At 56.1% G+C, this 15,357-nt stretch carries 15 protein-coding genes and 1 pseudogene; 9 read left to right on the top strand and 7 right to left on the bottom strand.

Features of this window, described 5'->3' with window-relative positions:
• Window positions 1–18: 18 nt before the first annotated feature.
• Genes cyoD through cyoA form a run of 4 tightly spaced genes read right to left on the bottom strand, consistent with a single transcriptional unit; the run spans window position 19 to window position 3,897 of the window.
• A complete protein-coding gene (gene cyoD / locus TU75_RS00345; protein ID WP_015372147.1) occupies window positions 19–357 on the bottom strand; it encodes a cytochrome o ubiquinol oxidase subunit IV in 339 nt (112 codons plus the stop codon).
• Between the two features lies 1 nt (window position 358).
• Window positions 359–973: a cytochrome o ubiquinol oxidase subunit III gene (gene cyoC / locus TU75_RS00340; protein WP_060547884.1), complete on the bottom strand. Its 615-nt coding sequence runs from the start codon at window positions 971–973 to the stop codon at window positions 359–361.
• Window positions 974–976: 3 nt separating this feature from the next.
• The gene (cyoB, locus tag TU75_RS00335; protein ID WP_060547883.1) at window positions 977–2,950 is read right to left on the bottom strand and encodes a cytochrome o ubiquinol oxidase subunit I; all 1,974 of its coding nucleotides are present in this window, start codon (window positions 2,948–2,950) and stop codon (window positions 977–979) included.
• 2 nt (window positions 2,951–2,952) lie between these two features.
• Window positions 2,953–3,897 (bottom strand): ubiquinol oxidase subunit II, encoded by a 945-nt coding sequence (gene cyoA / locus TU75_RS00330; RefSeq protein ID WP_032869773.1) that lies wholly within the window; start codon window positions 3,895–3,897, stop codon window positions 2,953–2,955.
• A gap of 423 nt (window positions 3,898–4,320) precedes the next feature.
• On the opposite strand from cyoA, the gene TU75_RS00325 reads away from it, so the two are divergent.
• Window positions 4,321–4,635 (top strand): hypothetical protein, encoded by a 315-nt coding sequence (locus tag TU75_RS00325; RefSeq protein WP_003230651.1) that lies wholly within the window; start codon window positions 4,321–4,323, stop codon window positions 4,633–4,635.
• Window positions 4,636–4,643: 8 nt separating this feature from the next.
• On the opposite strand, the gene TU75_RS00320 is transcribed toward TU75_RS00325, so the two are convergent.
• Both TU75_RS00320 and TU75_RS00315 read right to left on the bottom strand, forming a co-directional pair.
• Entirely contained in the window at window positions 4,644–5,222 is a 579-nt protein-coding gene (locus TU75_RS00320) for a DUF1349 domain-containing protein (RefSeq protein WP_060547882.1), read from the bottom strand.
• A gap of 56 nt (window positions 5,223–5,278) precedes the next feature.
• Entirely contained in the window at window positions 5,279–6,091 is an 813-nt protein-coding gene (locus TU75_RS00315) for a DUF1206 domain-containing protein (RefSeq protein WP_060547881.1), read from the bottom strand.
• A 183-nt stretch (window positions 6,092–6,274) separates the two neighbouring features.
• Here TU75_RS00315 and TU75_RS00310 point away from each other — a divergent pair, with 183 nt between their 5' ends.
• The 6 genes and pseudogenes from TU75_RS00310 (at window position 6,275) to TU75_RS00285 (ending at window position 14,123) form a co-directional block, all read left to right on the top strand.
• Window positions 6,275–6,658 (top strand): hypothetical protein, encoded by a 384-nt coding sequence (locus tag TU75_RS00310; RefSeq protein ID WP_060547880.1) that lies wholly within the window; start codon window positions 6,275–6,277, stop codon window positions 6,656–6,658.
• 268 nt (window positions 6,659–6,926) lie between these two features.
• The gene (locus tag TU75_RS00305; protein WP_060547879.1) at window positions 6,927–7,817 is read left to right on the top strand and encodes a LysR family transcriptional regulator; all 891 of its coding nucleotides are present in this window, start codon (window positions 6,927–6,929) and stop codon (window positions 7,815–7,817) included.
• A gap of 141 nt (window positions 7,818–7,958) precedes the next feature.
• Window positions 7,959–10,637, top strand: coding sequence for an aconitate hydratase AcnA (gene acnA, locus TU75_RS00300; RefSeq protein ID WP_060547878.1), 2,679 nt, complete (start codon window positions 7,959–7,961; stop codon window positions 10,635–10,637).
• A 249-nt stretch (window positions 10,638–10,886) separates the two neighbouring features.
• Window positions 10,887–11,939, top strand: coding sequence for a lactonase family protein (locus TU75_RS00295; protein ID WP_060547877.1), 1,053 nt, complete (start codon window positions 10,887–10,889; stop codon window positions 11,937–11,939).
• 59 nt (window positions 11,940–11,998) lie between these two features.
• Window positions 11,999–13,321 (top strand): annotated as a pseudogene (locus TU75_RS00290) (MFS transporter).
• A 70-nt stretch (window positions 13,322–13,391) separates the two neighbouring features.
• Window positions 13,392–14,123: a transporter substrate-binding domain-containing protein gene (locus TU75_RS00285; RefSeq protein WP_060547876.1), complete on the top strand. Its 732-nt coding sequence runs from the start codon at window positions 13,392–13,394 to the stop codon at window positions 14,121–14,123.
• 6 nt (window positions 14,124–14,129) lie between these two features.
• Here TU75_RS00285 and TU75_RS27600 read toward each other — a convergent pair whose 3' ends face one another.
• Entirely contained in the window at window positions 14,130–14,411 is a 282-nt protein-coding gene (locus tag TU75_RS27600) for a hypothetical protein (protein ID WP_060547875.1), read from the bottom strand.
• A gap of 41 nt (window positions 14,412–14,452) precedes the next feature.
• On the opposite strand from TU75_RS27600, the gene TU75_RS00275 reads away from it, so the two are divergent.
• Entirely contained in the window at window positions 14,453–14,887 is a 435-nt protein-coding gene (locus TU75_RS00275; RefSeq protein ID WP_060547874.1) for a YeeE/YedE family protein, read from the top strand.
• A 2-nt stretch (window positions 14,888–14,889) separates the two neighbouring features.
• A complete protein-coding gene (locus tag TU75_RS00270) occupies window positions 14,890–15,309 on the top strand; it encodes a DUF6691 family protein (RefSeq protein WP_060406158.1) in 420 nt (139 codons plus the stop codon).
• The last annotated feature ends 48 nt before the right edge of the window (window positions 15,310–15,357 follow it).

Here is a 15,357-nt window from a genome sequence, read left to right as displayed (position 1 = left end):
CACTCAATAGCCAGTACCTCAGTGTGCCAGCATGTTGTGATGAATACTGTCCATGATCCAGAGCGAGAGTCCTACCAGCAGAAGAATGACGACCGCCGAGAAAATCAGCGCAACCAGGTTCCAACGTTGTTCCTCGGCCGTATCCAGATGCAGGAAGAACCTGAGGTGGACCAGCACCTGGATAGCCCCCAGTGCAACCACCAGCCAGGCAGTGCCGGTACGTGGCAGCGCGGGGAATATCACCAGGGCGAACGGGATCAGGGTCAGCGCGACCGAAAGCAGGAATCCGACCAGGTAGGCGCGGCGGCTGCCATGGCGTGTTCCGGCGCTGCTGTGAAGCGAGCTTTGCTTGTACATATCAGACCACTCCCAACAGATAGACCACGGTAAACACACAGATCCACACCACATCCAGGAAGTGCCAGAACAGGCTCAGGCAACTGAGCCGCGTGGCATTGGTGCTGGTGAGGCCTTTTTGATGAACCTGGACCATCAGCACCGCCATCCAGATCAATCCCGTCAGCACGTGCGCGCCATGGGTGCCGACCAGCGTGAAGAACGCGGTGAGAAACGCACTGCGGTCCGGTCCGTGGCCTTCAGCGATCAGGTGGTGAAACTCATTGATTTCCATGGCGATGAAGCCGGCACCCAGTACAAATGTAATACCCAGCCAGCGCAGTACCTGGCGTTGCTGGCCATGGTTCATCGCGAGCATCGCGTAGCCGTAGGTGAGGCTGCTCAACAACAGCAGCATGGTTTCAGCGAGGACATAGGGCAGTTCGAAAATGTCCACGCTCGATGGGCCGCCCGCCACGCTGTCGCGCAACACCGCATAGCCGGCGAATAACGTGGCGAACAGGATGCAGTCGGTCATCAGGTAGATCCAGAACCCGAAAACGCTGAGGGAACCCGCGTCCTCGTGGCCATGTTCCTGGGTATGAGCGACGTCTTTTTCAATCACGGTGTTGGACATGGATCAAGCCTCTGCCAGGTCTTTGAGACGGGCCGCTTCGATGCGCGCGACCTCTTGCGCCGGCACGAAGTAATCCGTGTCTTCGTCGTAACTGCGCACCACGAACGTGACCACCGAGGCCACCAGGCCGAACGCCGCCATCCACCAGATGTGCCAGACCAGAGCGAAGCCGCAGATCAGTGTGAACAGGCTGATCACCAGGCCCGAGGCGGTGTTGCGCGGCATGTGGATGCTTCGATAGTCGGTGTGGCTGAGGGTGCTCACACCGCGCTCCTTCATGCCCCAATAGGCGTCCAGGTCGCTGACCTTGGGTTGCTCGGCGAAGTTGTACAGCGGTGGCGGCGAGGAGGTGGCCCATTCCAGCGTGCGTCCGTCCCACGGGTCGCCGGTGAGGTCGCGATACCGGTGACGCCTGCGGATACTGACAAACAGTTGCAGTGCCTGGGCCGCCACGCCGCAGAGAATGATTGCCACGCCGAGCAGCTCGAGCAGGAGCCAGGGCCGCCATTCCGGGTTGTCGAAATGATTGAGCCGCCGCGTCATGCCCATGAAGCCCAGCACGTACGACGGCATGAAGGCGAAATAAAAGCCGGTCAGCCAGCACCAGAAAGCGATGCGGCCCAATCGGTCATTCAGCCGGAAGCCGAAGGCTTTGGGGAACCAGTAGGTCAGGCCGGCCATGTAACCAAAGAGCGCGCCGCCGATGATTACGTTGTGAAAGTGCGCGATCAGGAACAGGCTGTTGTGCAGCAGGAAGTCGGCGCCAGGGACTGCCAGCAGTACCCCGGTCATGCCGCCGATGCTGAAAGTCACGATAAAGCCCAAGGTCCACAGCATCGGCGTTTCGAAGCGCACCCGCCCGCGGAACATGGTGAACAGCCAGGTGAAGATTTTCACACCGGTCGGCACCGCAATGATCATCGTCATGATGCCGAAGAACGCGTTGACGTTGCCTCCGGCCCCCATGGTGAAAAAGTGATGCAGCCACACAATGAACGACAACACGGTAATCGAGATCGTTGCCCACACCAGCGACACGTAGCCGAACAGCCGTTTACTGCTGAACGTCGCGGCAATCTCGGAAAACACCCCGAACGCCGGCAGGATCAGGATGTACACCTCCGGGTGCCCCCAGGCCCAGATGAGGTTGACATACATCATCGGGTTGCCGCCGGCTTCGTTGGTAAAGAAGTGCATGCCCAGATAACGGTCCAGGCTCAGCATGAGCAGGGTGGCGGTGAGAATCGGAAACGCCGCCAGGATCAGCACCGAGGTGCACAGCGCGTTCCAGGTGAACACCGGCATCTTGAACAGGGTCATCCCTTCGGTGCGCATCTTCAGGATCGTGACGAAGAAGTTTACCCCCGTCAGTAACGTGCCTATGCCGGATATCTGCAGTGACCAGATGTAATAATCCACCCCGACTCCCGGGCTGTAGGCCAGCCCGGATAACGGCGGATAGGCAACCCAACCGGTGCGCGCGAACTCACCGACCCCCAGTGAAATGTTCACCAGCGCGGCGCCGACCACGAACAGCCAGAAGCTCAGCGCGTTGAGAAACGGGTAGGCCACATCGCGCGCGCCGATCTGCAGCGGCACCACGATGTTCATCAAGCCGACCACGAAAGGCATGGCCATGAAAAAAATCATGATCACGCCGTGGGCGGTGAAGATCTGGTCGTAGTGTTCCGGTGGCAGATAACCCGGCCCGCCACTGGCGGCCATGGCTTGCTGGGTGCGCATCATGATCGCATCGGAAAAACCGCGCAGCAGCATCACCAGCGCGACGATGATGTACATGCAGCCGATCTTTTTGTGGTCCACCGAGGTGAACCACTCGCGCCACAGATAGCCCCATTTGCGTTTCCAGGTAATCGTGCCCAGCATCGCCACGCCAATCAGCCCGACGACCGCCAGCGTGTACATCACAATGGGCTCAGTGGTTGGAATCGCGTCCCATGACAGTTTTCCAAACATGGTTATTGCTCCTCGGCCAGCAGACTGGGGTGTTGATCGGTGCGCGTGCCGGTGACGCTCGATTGAGCACCGTTCAATGGGGCCTGGTCGCGCTTGGGCTTCCTGGCCTTGTTCATGCCTTCGTATTGATCGACGATGTCCAGAAACAGCCGCTCCTGCACGGTCGAGTAATAGGTCACCGGATGCCGGATGGTGGGCTTGGCCAGTTGTGCGTAGCGAGCCTGGTCGAGGGGCGTTGCGGCGCCTTTGACCTTGGTTACCCACGTCTTGAAGTCGGCAGGGCTGAGGGACAGCGTGGCGAAATGCATGTCGGAAAAACCGGCGCCGTTGTAGTTGGCCGCGATCCCTCTGAACTCGCCGGTCTCATTGGCGATCAGGTGCAACTTGGTCTGCATGCCGGCCATGGCGTAAATCTGCCCGCCCAGAGCAGGAATGAAGAATGACGTCATGGCCGCGTCGGAGGTGATGGTGAAACTCACCGGCGTATGCACCGGCAAGGCCAGCTCATTGACGCTGGCGATGCCCAGGTCCGGGTAGATGAACAACCATTTCCAGTCAGTGGCCACCACCTGCACATTGATCGGTGGCGTCTCTGACTCGAGCGGGCGATAAGGGTCAAGTGCGTGGGTGGTTTCCCATGTCACCCATCCCAGGGCAATGATGATGAGCAGCGGCACGCCCCAGACCACCGCTTCGATGGGGTAAGAGCTGGCCCAGCGTGGCGAGTAACGCGCCTTTTTATTGGTGGCGCGGTAGCGGTAGGCAAAAACGAACGTCAGCACGATGACCGGAACGACCACCAGCAGCATCAAGCCGGTGGCGAGAATAATCAGGTCGCGTTCATCCGTCGCAACTTGCCCCTTGGGGTTGAACACAACGAGGTTGCAGCCGGTTAACAAGAAAAGATTGGCGATAGATACCAGGCAATAACCCATTGCTCGTTTCATGCCGTGCTCCTGTAGTGAAAACGTCCGTTATTGTGGTGCCGACACGGTAGTGCCAGTGTTCGAAAGTTATTTAAGCGAAACGCTGGCGCTGCGCTGGTTAGTGCGGGTGCAGTCAGCGGCTTAACGCCAGGCAATACGCCGCCTCCAGCGGATAAACGGCATCCACTGCACGGATCTACTGGCTTTCACTGCCGCTCTGCGGGGCGCGCCGCACCGCGTTCCCGAACAATTTTGAATAGACGTCCCGGGGTTGGTTTAACAATTTGTAACTTCCCCTGACGAACGGTTTAACAAGCGAAACGGTACTCGCCTGGTGGGAGTACGTGCTGTAACCGGTATTGGAAAAAAGGTGGAATTCCTGCTGAATCATTCAGGTCTTACTTGAAGGCCAACTTACTAACTAACGGCCGGGGGAGAGCAGTTATGTTTATTCGTGGCACTACCTACAAGGCCTGGGCCGAAAAGGCACTCGAGGAAGAGTGCTTTACCCAGGAAGTGGAAAACGGCTGCCATATCGAAGTCAGGGCCCGTGAGCGCAAGGACGACGATATTGAAGTGCTGGTCTGCGTCTATACCGCCACGGGGGACTGTGTCGGCGAGCGCGTCAGTCAGTTGCCCGGCGCGCAATGGACCGTGCACGACGCGCTAAAGCGCGGCATCGATCAGGCGGAACGAATTGCCGGCGGGGAGTCGGGGCGCTTGCCCTGTGCTGACGCGCACGTGCGTGACGATGATTGACGGGCTGTCTAGCTCAAGTCGTGCAGGTCTCGCGCGAGAGGCTGGCTCAACGACCATTCAGAAAACTTTACCCTCAACCCTTGCCGCTGCGGTGTGCAGCACATGGGGCCAACCGTATAGCGTTCCGCGCGTGGAAATGGAGCAAGCCTGAGCAGTGGCCAAGTGATGCCGTTTGTGGAGTATTGCAAGCGCAGCACGCCATCGGAAACGGTCACACGAAGCCAGAAATCGGTTGGGTCGCCAGAAAAACAGCTCGGCGCCCAATCCGACGTGCCCTGTGTCAGCACGCTGCTGATCATTGGCATTCCATCGTTATATTCAATCCCTGCCTTGAGCCAGGTCTGCTCATTGAGCCTGACCATGATGCCCGCCTGGTCATAGAGCTCGCGAAAATCGGCGTTGACTCTGACTTGAGCGGTAAAGTCTCCCGTGGTCTCGAACCCCAGAAAATGCCCACTGTCTCGAATGAACCCATAATGGGTTTCACGCCAAAAGTCGGTTTGAGAGTCAGTAAAAATCTCTAATGAGTGGTCAGCCAAGCGTTGGCAAAGGCTCGGTTTGTTCAGCCACTTAGCGGCTTGCCACATTGACCCTTCAATGTTCTGGCTGACTGTTTCCTGTTTTTTATTCACTACGTTACCCCTCAATGTTTCGCTACTCCCGGCAAGTCCATATTGATCCTGCGCCAGAAGGCTTCAGAGAAGCTGTAAACCGAGAACGCAATCAGCCCCAATGCCATCACTATTAAAATCAGCCATCCAGCTGGGAGATTCTGGAGCGCGTCCAGGGCTTCCTTCATACCCGGTGGGTCCATGGCCTGATACGCAGAACCACTGATTGCCAGCAGCACCGAAATTTCCAAAAACACGACGCCCCGGGCAATCAGTCCGAATCGAGATACCGGGCGGACGTACCGCATGACGTCTTCGTCGGCCTCAAAGTATTTCTCGAACGACGCCTTCCACCCCTTGATGATATGAGCAACACCGACACCAAAAGGAACCAGCGCGATCAGGTACACCAATAGATTCGAGTGATCCCAGGACAAAAAATGCGCGAGCCAGTCTTTGGTCTGACCCCCGGAATCGCCCGAACTCCTGATGCCGCTAACGAGCAGGCCCAATGCAAAAAACGCTAAAGCGCCGTTGACCATTCCGCCGGCCAACAGACCCGCGCGAATCACCAGGCCTTTGAACGCGTTGCCGTGATGATCGACATCACGCGTAGCCTGGAGCACGCGCCAGGCAGCAAATGCGAGCAGTCCGGCCACCACAACTCCGATTAGGAAATAGCCAAAGGGTTGGCTTAGCAATGCTTCCAGGCTTTTGTGACTGTCCTTGGGCTTCGTCGCATCCTGCGCTGCCAGCAGGGCGAAGATACCGATGATCAAATAAAGCAGTCCCCGAGCGGCGTAGCCTCCCCGGGCCAGTATTACCAGGCTATGGTGCGTGTACATTCGATGCATTCCAGAGATGTGATACAGGAGCAGACCCCTCATGCTGATTGGGGTTCTAATTCCTTGCTTTTCAGGCTGATTGGCAATGGCGCGATCGGCGTGCAGTACGGTAACGGGCTCTACGGCCGTCGAAGCTCAAACGGTGCAGGCAGGGTAGGTTCATGTGCGAGCCGGATGAGGAATATGCAGATCAGCTTAAAAGAGAGAACGTCATTGAAAAATATATGGCTGGCGACAATCGTAACTCTCGTCATCAGTGTGAGCTTTTGGCTGGCGGCGTCATGGTCCGCCGGCGTGAATGAGCCGTGGGACGCGCAATGTTATTTGACTGTTCTGTATCCTGCGTCCCTGGCACTGACATTGGTGCTTGGTCTGCTGTTTCAAAAACGCAGATGGCTGGCGGGCCCCATCGTAATGTTCGGGCAGATTCCGTGTGTGATGATCAGCTCTGAGGCAGGACCGTTGCTGGCAGTCGGCATTTTGTATTCGATTTTGCTTTCGATCCCGGCAGTGATGTTGTCTTGGGTTGCTTGCGTTATCTGTCGGCGGATGGCTGCTGGGGGGTAATAGTGTTATTTATTCGGAGTTGATTTCATGAGCGACGCAGCGGGTTATCGCTGCGAAGAGCGGACGATCAGATCTGGCAAGTTACAGATGTGCCACACACTATGTGGCGTTTTTGGGGGGCTGGAGATGTACTAAGGCCAACGAGGGCTACCTTAGCCCAGTGCTCTGCACGGACGTTAGTCAGAGCACGCTACGACAGTTACCATCAGGCAGTTCTCCGGTCGCAGGTATAGCCGAAGATCGTCCCCGTGGATCTTAAGGAACTGCCATGCGCTATGACCTGACAAGCCTGGACATTTTCATCACCGTCGCCGAAGAGCGGAACCTGACGCGAGTAGGGCGCATGAAGCACTTGGCGGTTTCTGCGATCAGCAAGCGCGTGTCGGAACTCGAAAGCCAGGTCGGAGCAACGCTTCTGGTGCGTAACGCTCGAGGTGTGGATCTCACTCCTGCAGGCCAATCCCTGCTTTTCTACGCGCGGCAGGTCAGGCAGACGCTCGCTCAGCTTGATCAGGAGCTTGGCGACTATACTAGCGGCGTCAAAGGTCATCTGCGTATCCATGCCATCACCTCAGCTCTTTCTCAATTCCTCCCACAGGACATTGCGGACTTCGTTTCGCTCTATCCGCAGATCAAGTTCGACATTGAGGAGCGTGTCGGATCTGCCGTTATTCGGGCTGTAGCGGACGGTCGAGCAGATCTTGGCATTATCGCCAGTCAGACACCTGCAGAAGGGTTAGAAGCAATACCCTACCGCAATGATGAATTGACGTTGGTAGTACCCGCAGGTCATGCGCTCGCTGGCCGCAAGTCCACCCGGTTCGAGGAGGTACTCAAGCATGAGTTCGTGGGCCCACACCTTGAAAGTTCGATGCACACCTTGCTAACCGCCGAGGCTGAGAAACTGGGCATGGCGCTCAAACTCAGAATCAGGATTAGCAGCTTCGACTGCATGTGTCGGATGGTCTCTGCCGGCCTGGGCCTGGCTGTATTGCCACGTAGCGTTATCAACCAATATCTGCGAAGTCACAAGCTGAAAGCCGTGACGCTGGATGAGCCTTGGGCCCGAAGGTCGCTGCAGTTGGTCGTCAAGAGATATGACACTGCGTCGTCCACGCTCAAAACGCTCATCGACAATTTGAGGTTCGCAGAGGACTAGCGTTCTCCTTTAGAGAACGCAGCTATGACGATTCATCAATTTTCAGCAGTGTTTAGTAGTCCTAGTATCGGCTCATTAGCGGTATAGATCGGCTAGCCCTCGAATCCCGCGACCATTATAAAAAGCCTGAGCGATACGAGAATGACCGAGACTGCTTACGACCTCATCAATCATCTGGTGATCGACGAAGAGCCATTTGCTTATGTCGATCTGGCCAAGATGCTTTCCTCAGCACAACTATCGAAACTTCCCTACTCGATCCGAATCCTTCTGGAAAACGTGGCGCGCTGCTCCCCTGAGGCATTGCCGTCTGTTTTAGCTCGTGCCACTGGCCAAGGCCCTGACTGTGAAGTGCCATTCCAGCCCAACCGCCTTATGTTTCATGACACGACCTGTCTGCCGGCGTTGGCTGACTTCGCGGGCATGCGTGACGTTGTGGCGGACCTGGGCGGCGATCCGAAAACCATGAACCCGCTGATTCCAGCCGTGCTGACCATCGACCACTCCGTGATCGTGGAACATTACGCAGAAGCAGATGCGGTCGAGCAGAATCTGGACATTGATTTTCGCCGCAACAGCGAGCGGTATCGATTTATCAAATGGGCGCAAAAGAGCCTGACCAACTTCGGTGTGATTCCTCCAGGCACAGGCATTATTCACCAGATGAACATGGAAGCCCTCGCGCAGGTGGTGTGGGAAAGCACCACCGATGACGGCCAGCGCTTGCTGCATCCAGACGACATGGTCGCAACCGACAGCCATACGCCAATGATCAACGCCATCGGTGTCCTGGGGTGGGGCGTAGGAGGCCTGGAAGGTCAGGCAGCCATGGTTGGCGAGCCGGTGCCGATCAGCTTTCCAAAGGTTGTGGGTATCCGCGTCACCAACGCGCTGCGTCCAGGCGTTACTGCTACGGACCTGTCGTTGCACGTGGCGGAAACTCTGCGCAAACGTTCGGTCGTCGGCAAATTCGTAGAGTTCACCGGCCCTGGTCTTTCCGGGCTGAGTTGGGCCGCGCGTGGCACTGTCTCGAACATGGCGCCCGAATACGGCGCGACCGTGGTGTTCTTCCCATTCGACAACGAAACGCTGTCTTACCTGAAGCTCAGCGGCCGCTCACCGGAACTGTGCCGCAAGGTCGTCAGCTACATGAGCGCGCAACCGCTCTGGCGTCGGGATGAGCTCGATGAACCACAATTTGATGAGTTGATTGATCTGGATCTGGCTGATATCGAGCCGAGTGTGGCAGGCCCACACCAGCCGCATCAGCGTCAGAAGCTCTCGAACGCTGCCGCTTCATTCCATCAGGAAGTGATGGGTGAAGGGAAATTGATCACGGCACCTGCGCAACAGAGCTTTTTCGAGCCATCGTTTGGTCAGCCGATCACCCATGGTGCCGTGGTAATGTCGGCGATTACGAGCTGCACGAACACCGCCAACCCTGCGCAGATGATCCAGGCTGGCTTGCTGGCCCGCAAGGCTCGTGAGCTGGGTATTCAGCGCAAGCCTTGGGTAAAGACCTCTCTTTCGCCAGGCTCCCGCGTGGTCGCGGACTACCTGAAAGAGGCAAACCTGCTCGAAGACTTTTCGGCGTTGGGATTCGATCTGGCGGGTTTCGGCTGCATGACCTGCATCGGTAACTCGGGGTCGCTCGAAGAGCACGTAGACAAGTTCGCAGATCAAGGTCTCAAAGGCGTGGTGGTGTTGTCCGGTAACAGAAACTTCGAGGGGCGAGTGAACCCGAAGATTCCAGCGGGCTACCTGGCTTCGCCGGCGTTGTGCGTGGCTTACGCTATTGCCGGCACCATTGACATCGATCTGCAGTCCGACCCGCTGGCCAATGATCGTGATGGCAAGCCTGTGTACTTGCGCGATTTGATGCCTTCCGACGCTGAGATTGCCGAGCAAGCTGTCAAGGCCGTCAAGCCCGAATTTTTTCAGCAGCGCCTGGCCAAAGTTTGGGAAGGTACTCACCACTGGCAAGCTCTGTCGGCAGAAGGAAGTGTGCAATTTCCTTGGAGCCCAGATTCGACCTACCTGCGTCGTCCTCAATACCTGGCTAACATCGCTCGCGAACCTAAAACAAGCTTGGCGATCAGCGGCGCTCGTACGCTGATGGTACTGGGTGACAACGTGACCACCGATCACATTTCTCCTGCCTATTCCATTCCTGCAGATAGCCTGGCCGGCCAGTGGTTGCTTGAACGAGGTGAGGATCCGGCAGACCTGAACCAGTACTCCACCCGTCGTAGTAACCATGAAGTTATGTTGCGCGGAGCCTTCACCAATAAGTCGGTCAAAAATCTGCAGTTAGGTGAGAGCCAGCCAGGGCCGGGGGTCTGGGCCTGGAACGCCGATCACAGTGCTTGCCTGCCTCTGTACGAAGCGGCCAAAAGTTATGCTTCCCAGCAGACACCAATGGTCGTTTTTGCGGGAATCAACTATGGCGCAGGCTCCAGTCGTGACTGGGCGGCGAAAGCTCAGGCGTTACTCGGAGTCAAGGCGGTGGTGGCGCAGAGCATCGAGCGTATCCACCGTAGCAACCTGATTGGCATGGGGGTCATTCCACTGCAATTCAAAAATGGGCAGTCGGTAAGCGAGCTCAATCTTCAGGGTGACGAGCGCTTTGACTTCATTGGTTTGGATGACCTGGCTGTAGGTGACAACCGAGTGACTCTGGTTATCCATCGCGGCAGTGGTGACCAGCAGCAGGTCGAGCTCGGTGTCCGTTTGGACTCGTTGCAAGAGATTCGTTATCTGATGCACGGCGGCGTTCTCCCGTTCGTCATTCGCAAAGTGGTAGCGCGAACGCAGCACTGATTTGACCACGGCCCTCGCTCAGGGGCCGGACAAAATGCGATTAACAATAAAAAGGACGCATCTATGCACGGCGATGATCAAGACGCAGGTACCTGCCTGCCTGCATCAAATGGCGCAACCCGCCGCAGTGTACTCAAACAGATGGGCGCTGTAGCTGGGATTTCGGCTCTGGGAGCTCTGTTGCCCGCCGGTCTCGCTCAGGCCGCTAACCTTCTGAATAACAATACTGAGTCACGGAGAAATACCCCTATGTACGCCTATGTCGGGTCGCGCACTACACGTGAGCGTAATGCACGCGGTGAAGGCATCACCGTTTACAAGGTCGACCAGGAGGCTGGCACGTTGGCTCTCGTGCAGGTCTTCAAGGATCTGGTTAACCCTTCATTCCTTGCTCTCAACAGGGCTGGGGATCGGCTGTACACGGTGCACGGAGATCTGACCGAAGTCAGTGCTTTCAGCGTAGATAAGGCAACCGGCAAAATCACGTTCATCAACCGCCAAAGTTGTGAGGGGAAGAACCCGGTTCACTTGGCACTCGACCCCACGCAGCGTTTTTTAGTGGTCTCCAACCACATCGGCGGATCGTTGGCGGTGATGAATATCGCTGAAGACGGATCGCTCGGCAGTATCAACCAGTTGCTCAAGCTGGAAGGCCCGCTAGGCCCACACCGCGTAGAGCAACCCTTCGCCAAGCCGCATTTCAACCCGTTCGATCCGTCTGGCAAGTTTGTGCTGGTGCCAGACAAAGGCCTGGATCGGGTGTTCAGCTTTAAATTCCACAACGGCAAACTGTATCCGGCAGATCAGCCATTCGTGACCAGCAGGGAAGGGGCAGGGCCTCGCCACCTGGCGTTCCACCCAAAAGCGTCATTTGCGTATGTGGTCAATGAACTTGATTCAAGCGTGACCGCATACCGCTTCAATGGCCAAAGCGGCGCGCTCTCGCCGATCCAGGTATTACCGTCATTGCCAGCGACTTTCACTGGCAACAGCCGTGCTTCAGAGATCGAGATCGACCGCAGTGGTCGCTTCCTCTACGCCTCGAACCGGGGGTACGACAGCGTGGCAGTGTTCGCCATCGATCAGGGCAGCGGCATGCTCACCCCGGTGGAGTTCATGCCCACTGATGGCAAGACGCCGCGCTTCTTTACCCTCACACCGAACGAGCGCTTCCTGTTCGCGCTGAATGAAGACAGCGACACCATTATTTCAATGGCAACGGACGCCAAGACCGGTGCGTTGAGTAAGACGGGATTCACGGTTTCGACCGGTAGCCCAGTCTGCATGATTTTTTCAGCCTGACCGGCTACGTCTTACAATAATTATAGGAGCAGGTTTAGGCTTGCTCCAACGAGGTCGCCATGAGCAATAATAAACCTGATGAAGCAGCCATCGTACGCAAGGTCACGGGGAGAATTATTCCGTTCGTATTCCTGCTTTATATTGTTTCGTATCTTGATCGAGCTAACATCGGGTACGCTGCCCTGCAGATGAATAAAGAACTCGCATTATCTAGCGAGGCTTTCGGATTCATTTCAGGCATTTTCTTTATTGGCTACTTCCTGTTCGAAGTGCCTAGTAACGTCATGCTGAACAAGTTCGGTGCCCGGGTTTGGATTGCGCGGATACTCGTGACTTGGGGTTTCATTGCCGCTCTGACAGCGTTCGCACAAACGGCGAATCAGTTGTACATCCTTCGCTTCTTCCTGGGGGTTGCAGAGGCGGGATTCTTCCCTGGCATCATTGTTTATCTGACCTTCTGGTTTCGCTCCAAAGAGTTGGCCACCACGGTTGCACTGTTCACTGCTGCTATCCCGGTGAGCTACATCATCGGCGCTCCGATGAGCACCTGGATCATGGATAACATCAGTTGGTTCAACTGGAGCGGCTGGCGCTGGATGCTTTTTCTGGAAGGTATTCCTGCCGTCTTCCTGGGTGTTGCCTGCTACTTCTTTCTCACCGACAAGCCTGAGCAGGCCAAATGGCTCAAGCCTGATGAGAAAGCCTGGTTGCTTGAAGAGCTTGAGCGTGACCGTCAAAGTCGCAAGAACGTTAAGCGCCTTAGCGTGTTCAAGACAATGACCAACCCAAAGGTGCTCTACCTGAGCTTCATCTATTTTGTATATCAGTGCGGTAGCTTGGGCATCGGTTATTGGATGCCGCAGATCATCAAGAGCTTTTCAGAGTCGCTGACGCACACTCAGATCGGTCTTATCGCAATGCTGCCTTACATCGTTGCGACTGCGGCAATGATCCTTTGGTCGCGAAGCTCCGATAAGCGTGACGAGCGTAAGCTGCACTCTGCTATCCCATTGCTCATCGCGGCGTTGGGCATGGTCGGTGCCGGCATGCTGCAAAACCCCTATCTTGCGACAGCTATGATCTGTGTCGCACTGTCCTGACTGTACAGTTTCAAGTCGCCGTTCTGGGCGTTGCCTACCCTTTTCCTCGACCGCACTACAGCTGCAGTCTCGATTGCCGTTATCAATTCCATCGGCAACCTAGGCGGTTTCGCCGGGCCATCCTTGATCGGCATGGTGAAGGGCAATAGCCAAAGCGCATCCACTGGCCTTTTGTTCTTGAGTGCGTTGCTGGTAGTCGGTTTCCTGATGACCATCCTGATGCGCGTCAACAATAAGGATGAGACGCAAAGCGGCAATCCGATCGCTCGCGAGGCTAACTAATCCGAACTGATTTTTTCCTATACCTTGCCGATCTGGTGAGGACTACTAGCCTTAATCTCGGAGCAATTAAATGACCTCTCTCGACCATGCTGTGCTTCAAGATTTGGCCCCGGAAGGTGTGCTGCGTGCAGCAATTAATTTCGGTAATCCTGTTCTGGCGCAACAGGCGCCGGACGGTTCGCCTCAAGGCGTATCGGTGGCATTGGCCAAGGCGTTGGCGCAAGAGCTCGATGTGCAGTTGGAGATGGTTACCTTCGACGCTGCCGGCAAAGTATTTTCGGCGCTTGAAGAAGGTGTATGGAGCGTTGCGTTTCTGGCTATTGAGCCAGTGCGAGAAGAGCAGATCGCGTTCAGCGAGCCGTACGTCATCATTGAGGGCACTTATCTGGTGGCCGCTGATTCAACTTATCAGCATGTACAGGATCTTGATCAGTCGGGGCTGAAGATCGCGGTGGGCAGAGGGGCAGCCTATGACTTGTTTCTTTCTCGTACGTTAAAGCATGCGCAGCTTGAGCGTGCGGCAACCTCTGCCGGTGCCGTGGATCTTTATATCGAGCAGGCCCTGGATGCGGCTGCAGGTGTGAGGCAGCCGCTGGAGAAGGTCGCAGCTGGCAATCCTTCCTACCGTGTTCTTGATGGCGCGTTCACCTCTATTCGCCAGGCAATGGCCGTTCCCCGAGCTTGTGAGGCGGGTGCTGCTTTTGTTCGGGTTTTCGTCGAGCGAAAGAAAGCCGAAGGTTTTGTGCGCACTGTTTTGAACGAGAACGGCCAGACCGATGTGACGGTCGCACCTTTGGCGTGAAGCGTTCTATCTCGCCATTTTTAACCGCAAATGGGTGTAATGTTCAGCGCTTGTCTGGAAGCAGAAGTCTACTTCGTAGATACTCCGCGCCGCTTGGATGACCACTGAGCGTGTGACTGGCCTTAAGTCACTCAACTCCCATGCGAGCCAGCCGCCTTCAAAATAACTTGCACAGGCCGCTTGCATGTCAGCGAGGACGAACGGGCACACGGCTTTCACGCGCACAATTGCGACGGCAATACCGTTATCGTCTTCGTCACCATCGTAATGAAGGATTATGATTCCCATATCAACGTCCTTTACCGGCCCCTTTGTGCAGGAGAGACAACATGAGCATTGATTGGATCAACTTCTCGCCATGGACTTCATTGTGCGGTGGAGCCTTGATAGGAATGGCCGTCAGCTTGTTCGTTCTCGCAAATGGCCGTATCGCAGGCATCAGCGGCTTGCTTGGAGGCGTGATGCAATTTCCCAGTGAAGGCTGGAGCGAGAAAGCATTGTTTCTGCTTGGCCTTGTAATTTCGCCATTGTTGTGGGGCGCGTTCACTGTCTTGCCAAAGATAGCGATTAATACAGAGTGGCCTGCCCTAGCCATAGCGGGTCTGCTTGTTGGCGTGGGAACGCGTTACGGTTCGGGCTGTACGAGCGGCCACGGAGTATGTGGGGTCTCGCGACTATCACCTCGCTCCATCGTAGCAACGGCGTGCTTTATGACTACTGGATTTGCGACGGTATACGTCAGTCGTCATGTCCTGGGGGTTTAAAGATGATCAAATTAGCTGCATTTTTTGCAGGCTTGATATTTGGATTGGGTCTGCTACTGGCAGGCATGGCGAACCCCGCTAAAGTATTGGCCTTTCTTGATGTGGCTGGGGCCTGGGATCCGTCACTTGCACTGGTTATGCTAGGGGCGATCTCAGTAGCGGTCATCCCTCTAAATTGGGCGCGTAAGAAAAGGCAATCTTTGCTGGGAGCCCGCATGCAGCTACCACTGAAAAACGAGTTGGACGCACGCTTGATTGGTGGCAGCCTGTTGTTCGGTATTGGGTGGGGAATTGCGGGAATCTGCCCTGGGCCAGCAGTCGCTCTTTTACTTACCTGGCATTGGCAAGCCCTCATCTTCTTTTTAGCCATGCTGGCCGGCATGTACTTTTTCTCTATTCTGGAAAGTCGACGCGCGTCTTAATGAGCTGATGGCTGGGGACAACATGCTCCTGCCAATGCAATAAATTGA

This window comes from Pseudomonas poae, assembly GCF_001439785.1.
GTDB lineage: Bacteria > Pseudomonadota > Gammaproteobacteria > Pseudomonadales > Pseudomonadaceae > Aquipseudomonas > Aquipseudomonas poae.
This window is presented reverse-complemented; position numbering and strand designations above follow the sequence as displayed.

Excerpts from the sequence above, each read along its gene's own strand:
- cyoD (WP_015372147.1), bottom strand. The coding sequence starts at position 357 with ATGTACAAGCAAAGCTCGCTTCACAGCAGCGCCGGAACACGCCATGGC.
- cyoC (WP_060547884.1), bottom strand. The coding sequence starts at position 973 with ATGTCCAACACCGTGATTGAAAAAGACGTCGCTCATACCCAGGAACAT.
- cyoB (WP_060547883.1), bottom strand. The coding sequence starts at position 2,950 with ATGTTTGGAAAACTGTCATGGGACGCGATTCCAACCACTGAGCCCATT.
- cyoA (WP_032869773.1), bottom strand. The coding sequence starts at position 3,897 with ATGAAACGAGCAATGGGTTATTGCCTGGTATCTATCGCCAATCTTTTC.
- TU75_RS00325 (WP_003230651.1), top strand. The coding sequence starts at position 4,321 with ATGTTTATTCGTGGCACTACCTACAAGGCCTGGGCCGAAAAGGCACTC.
- TU75_RS00320 (WP_060547882.1), bottom strand. The coding sequence starts at position 5,222 with ATGTGGCAAGCCGCTAAGTGGCTGAACAAACCGAGCCTTTGCCAACGC.
- TU75_RS00315 (WP_060547881.1), bottom strand. The coding sequence starts at position 6,091 with ATGTACACGCACCATAGCCTGGTAATACTGGCCCGGGGAGGCTACGCC.
- TU75_RS00310 (WP_060547880.1), top strand. The coding sequence starts at position 6,275 with ATGCAGATCAGCTTAAAAGAGAGAACGTCATTGAAAAATATATGGCTG.
- TU75_RS00305 (WP_060547879.1), top strand. The coding sequence starts at position 6,927 with ATGCGCTATGACCTGACAAGCCTGGACATTTTCATCACCGTCGCCGAA.
- acnA (WP_060547878.1), top strand. The coding sequence starts at position 7,959 with ATGACCGAGACTGCTTACGACCTCATCAATCATCTGGTGATCGACGAA.
- TU75_RS00295 (WP_060547877.1), top strand. The coding sequence starts at position 10,887 with ATGTACGCCTATGTCGGGTCGCGCACTACACGTGAGCGTAATGCACGC.
- TU75_RS00285 (WP_060547876.1), top strand. The coding sequence starts at position 13,392 with ATGACCTCTCTCGACCATGCTGTGCTTCAAGATTTGGCCCCGGAAGGT.
- TU75_RS27600 (WP_060547875.1), bottom strand. The coding sequence starts at position 14,411 with ATGGGAATCATAATCCTTCATTACGATGGTGACGAAGACGATAACGGT.
- TU75_RS00275 (WP_060547874.1), top strand. The coding sequence starts at position 14,453 with ATGAGCATTGATTGGATCAACTTCTCGCCATGGACTTCATTGTGCGGT.
- TU75_RS00270 (WP_060406158.1), top strand. The coding sequence starts at position 14,890 with ATGATCAAATTAGCTGCATTTTTTGCAGGCTTGATATTTGGATTGGGT.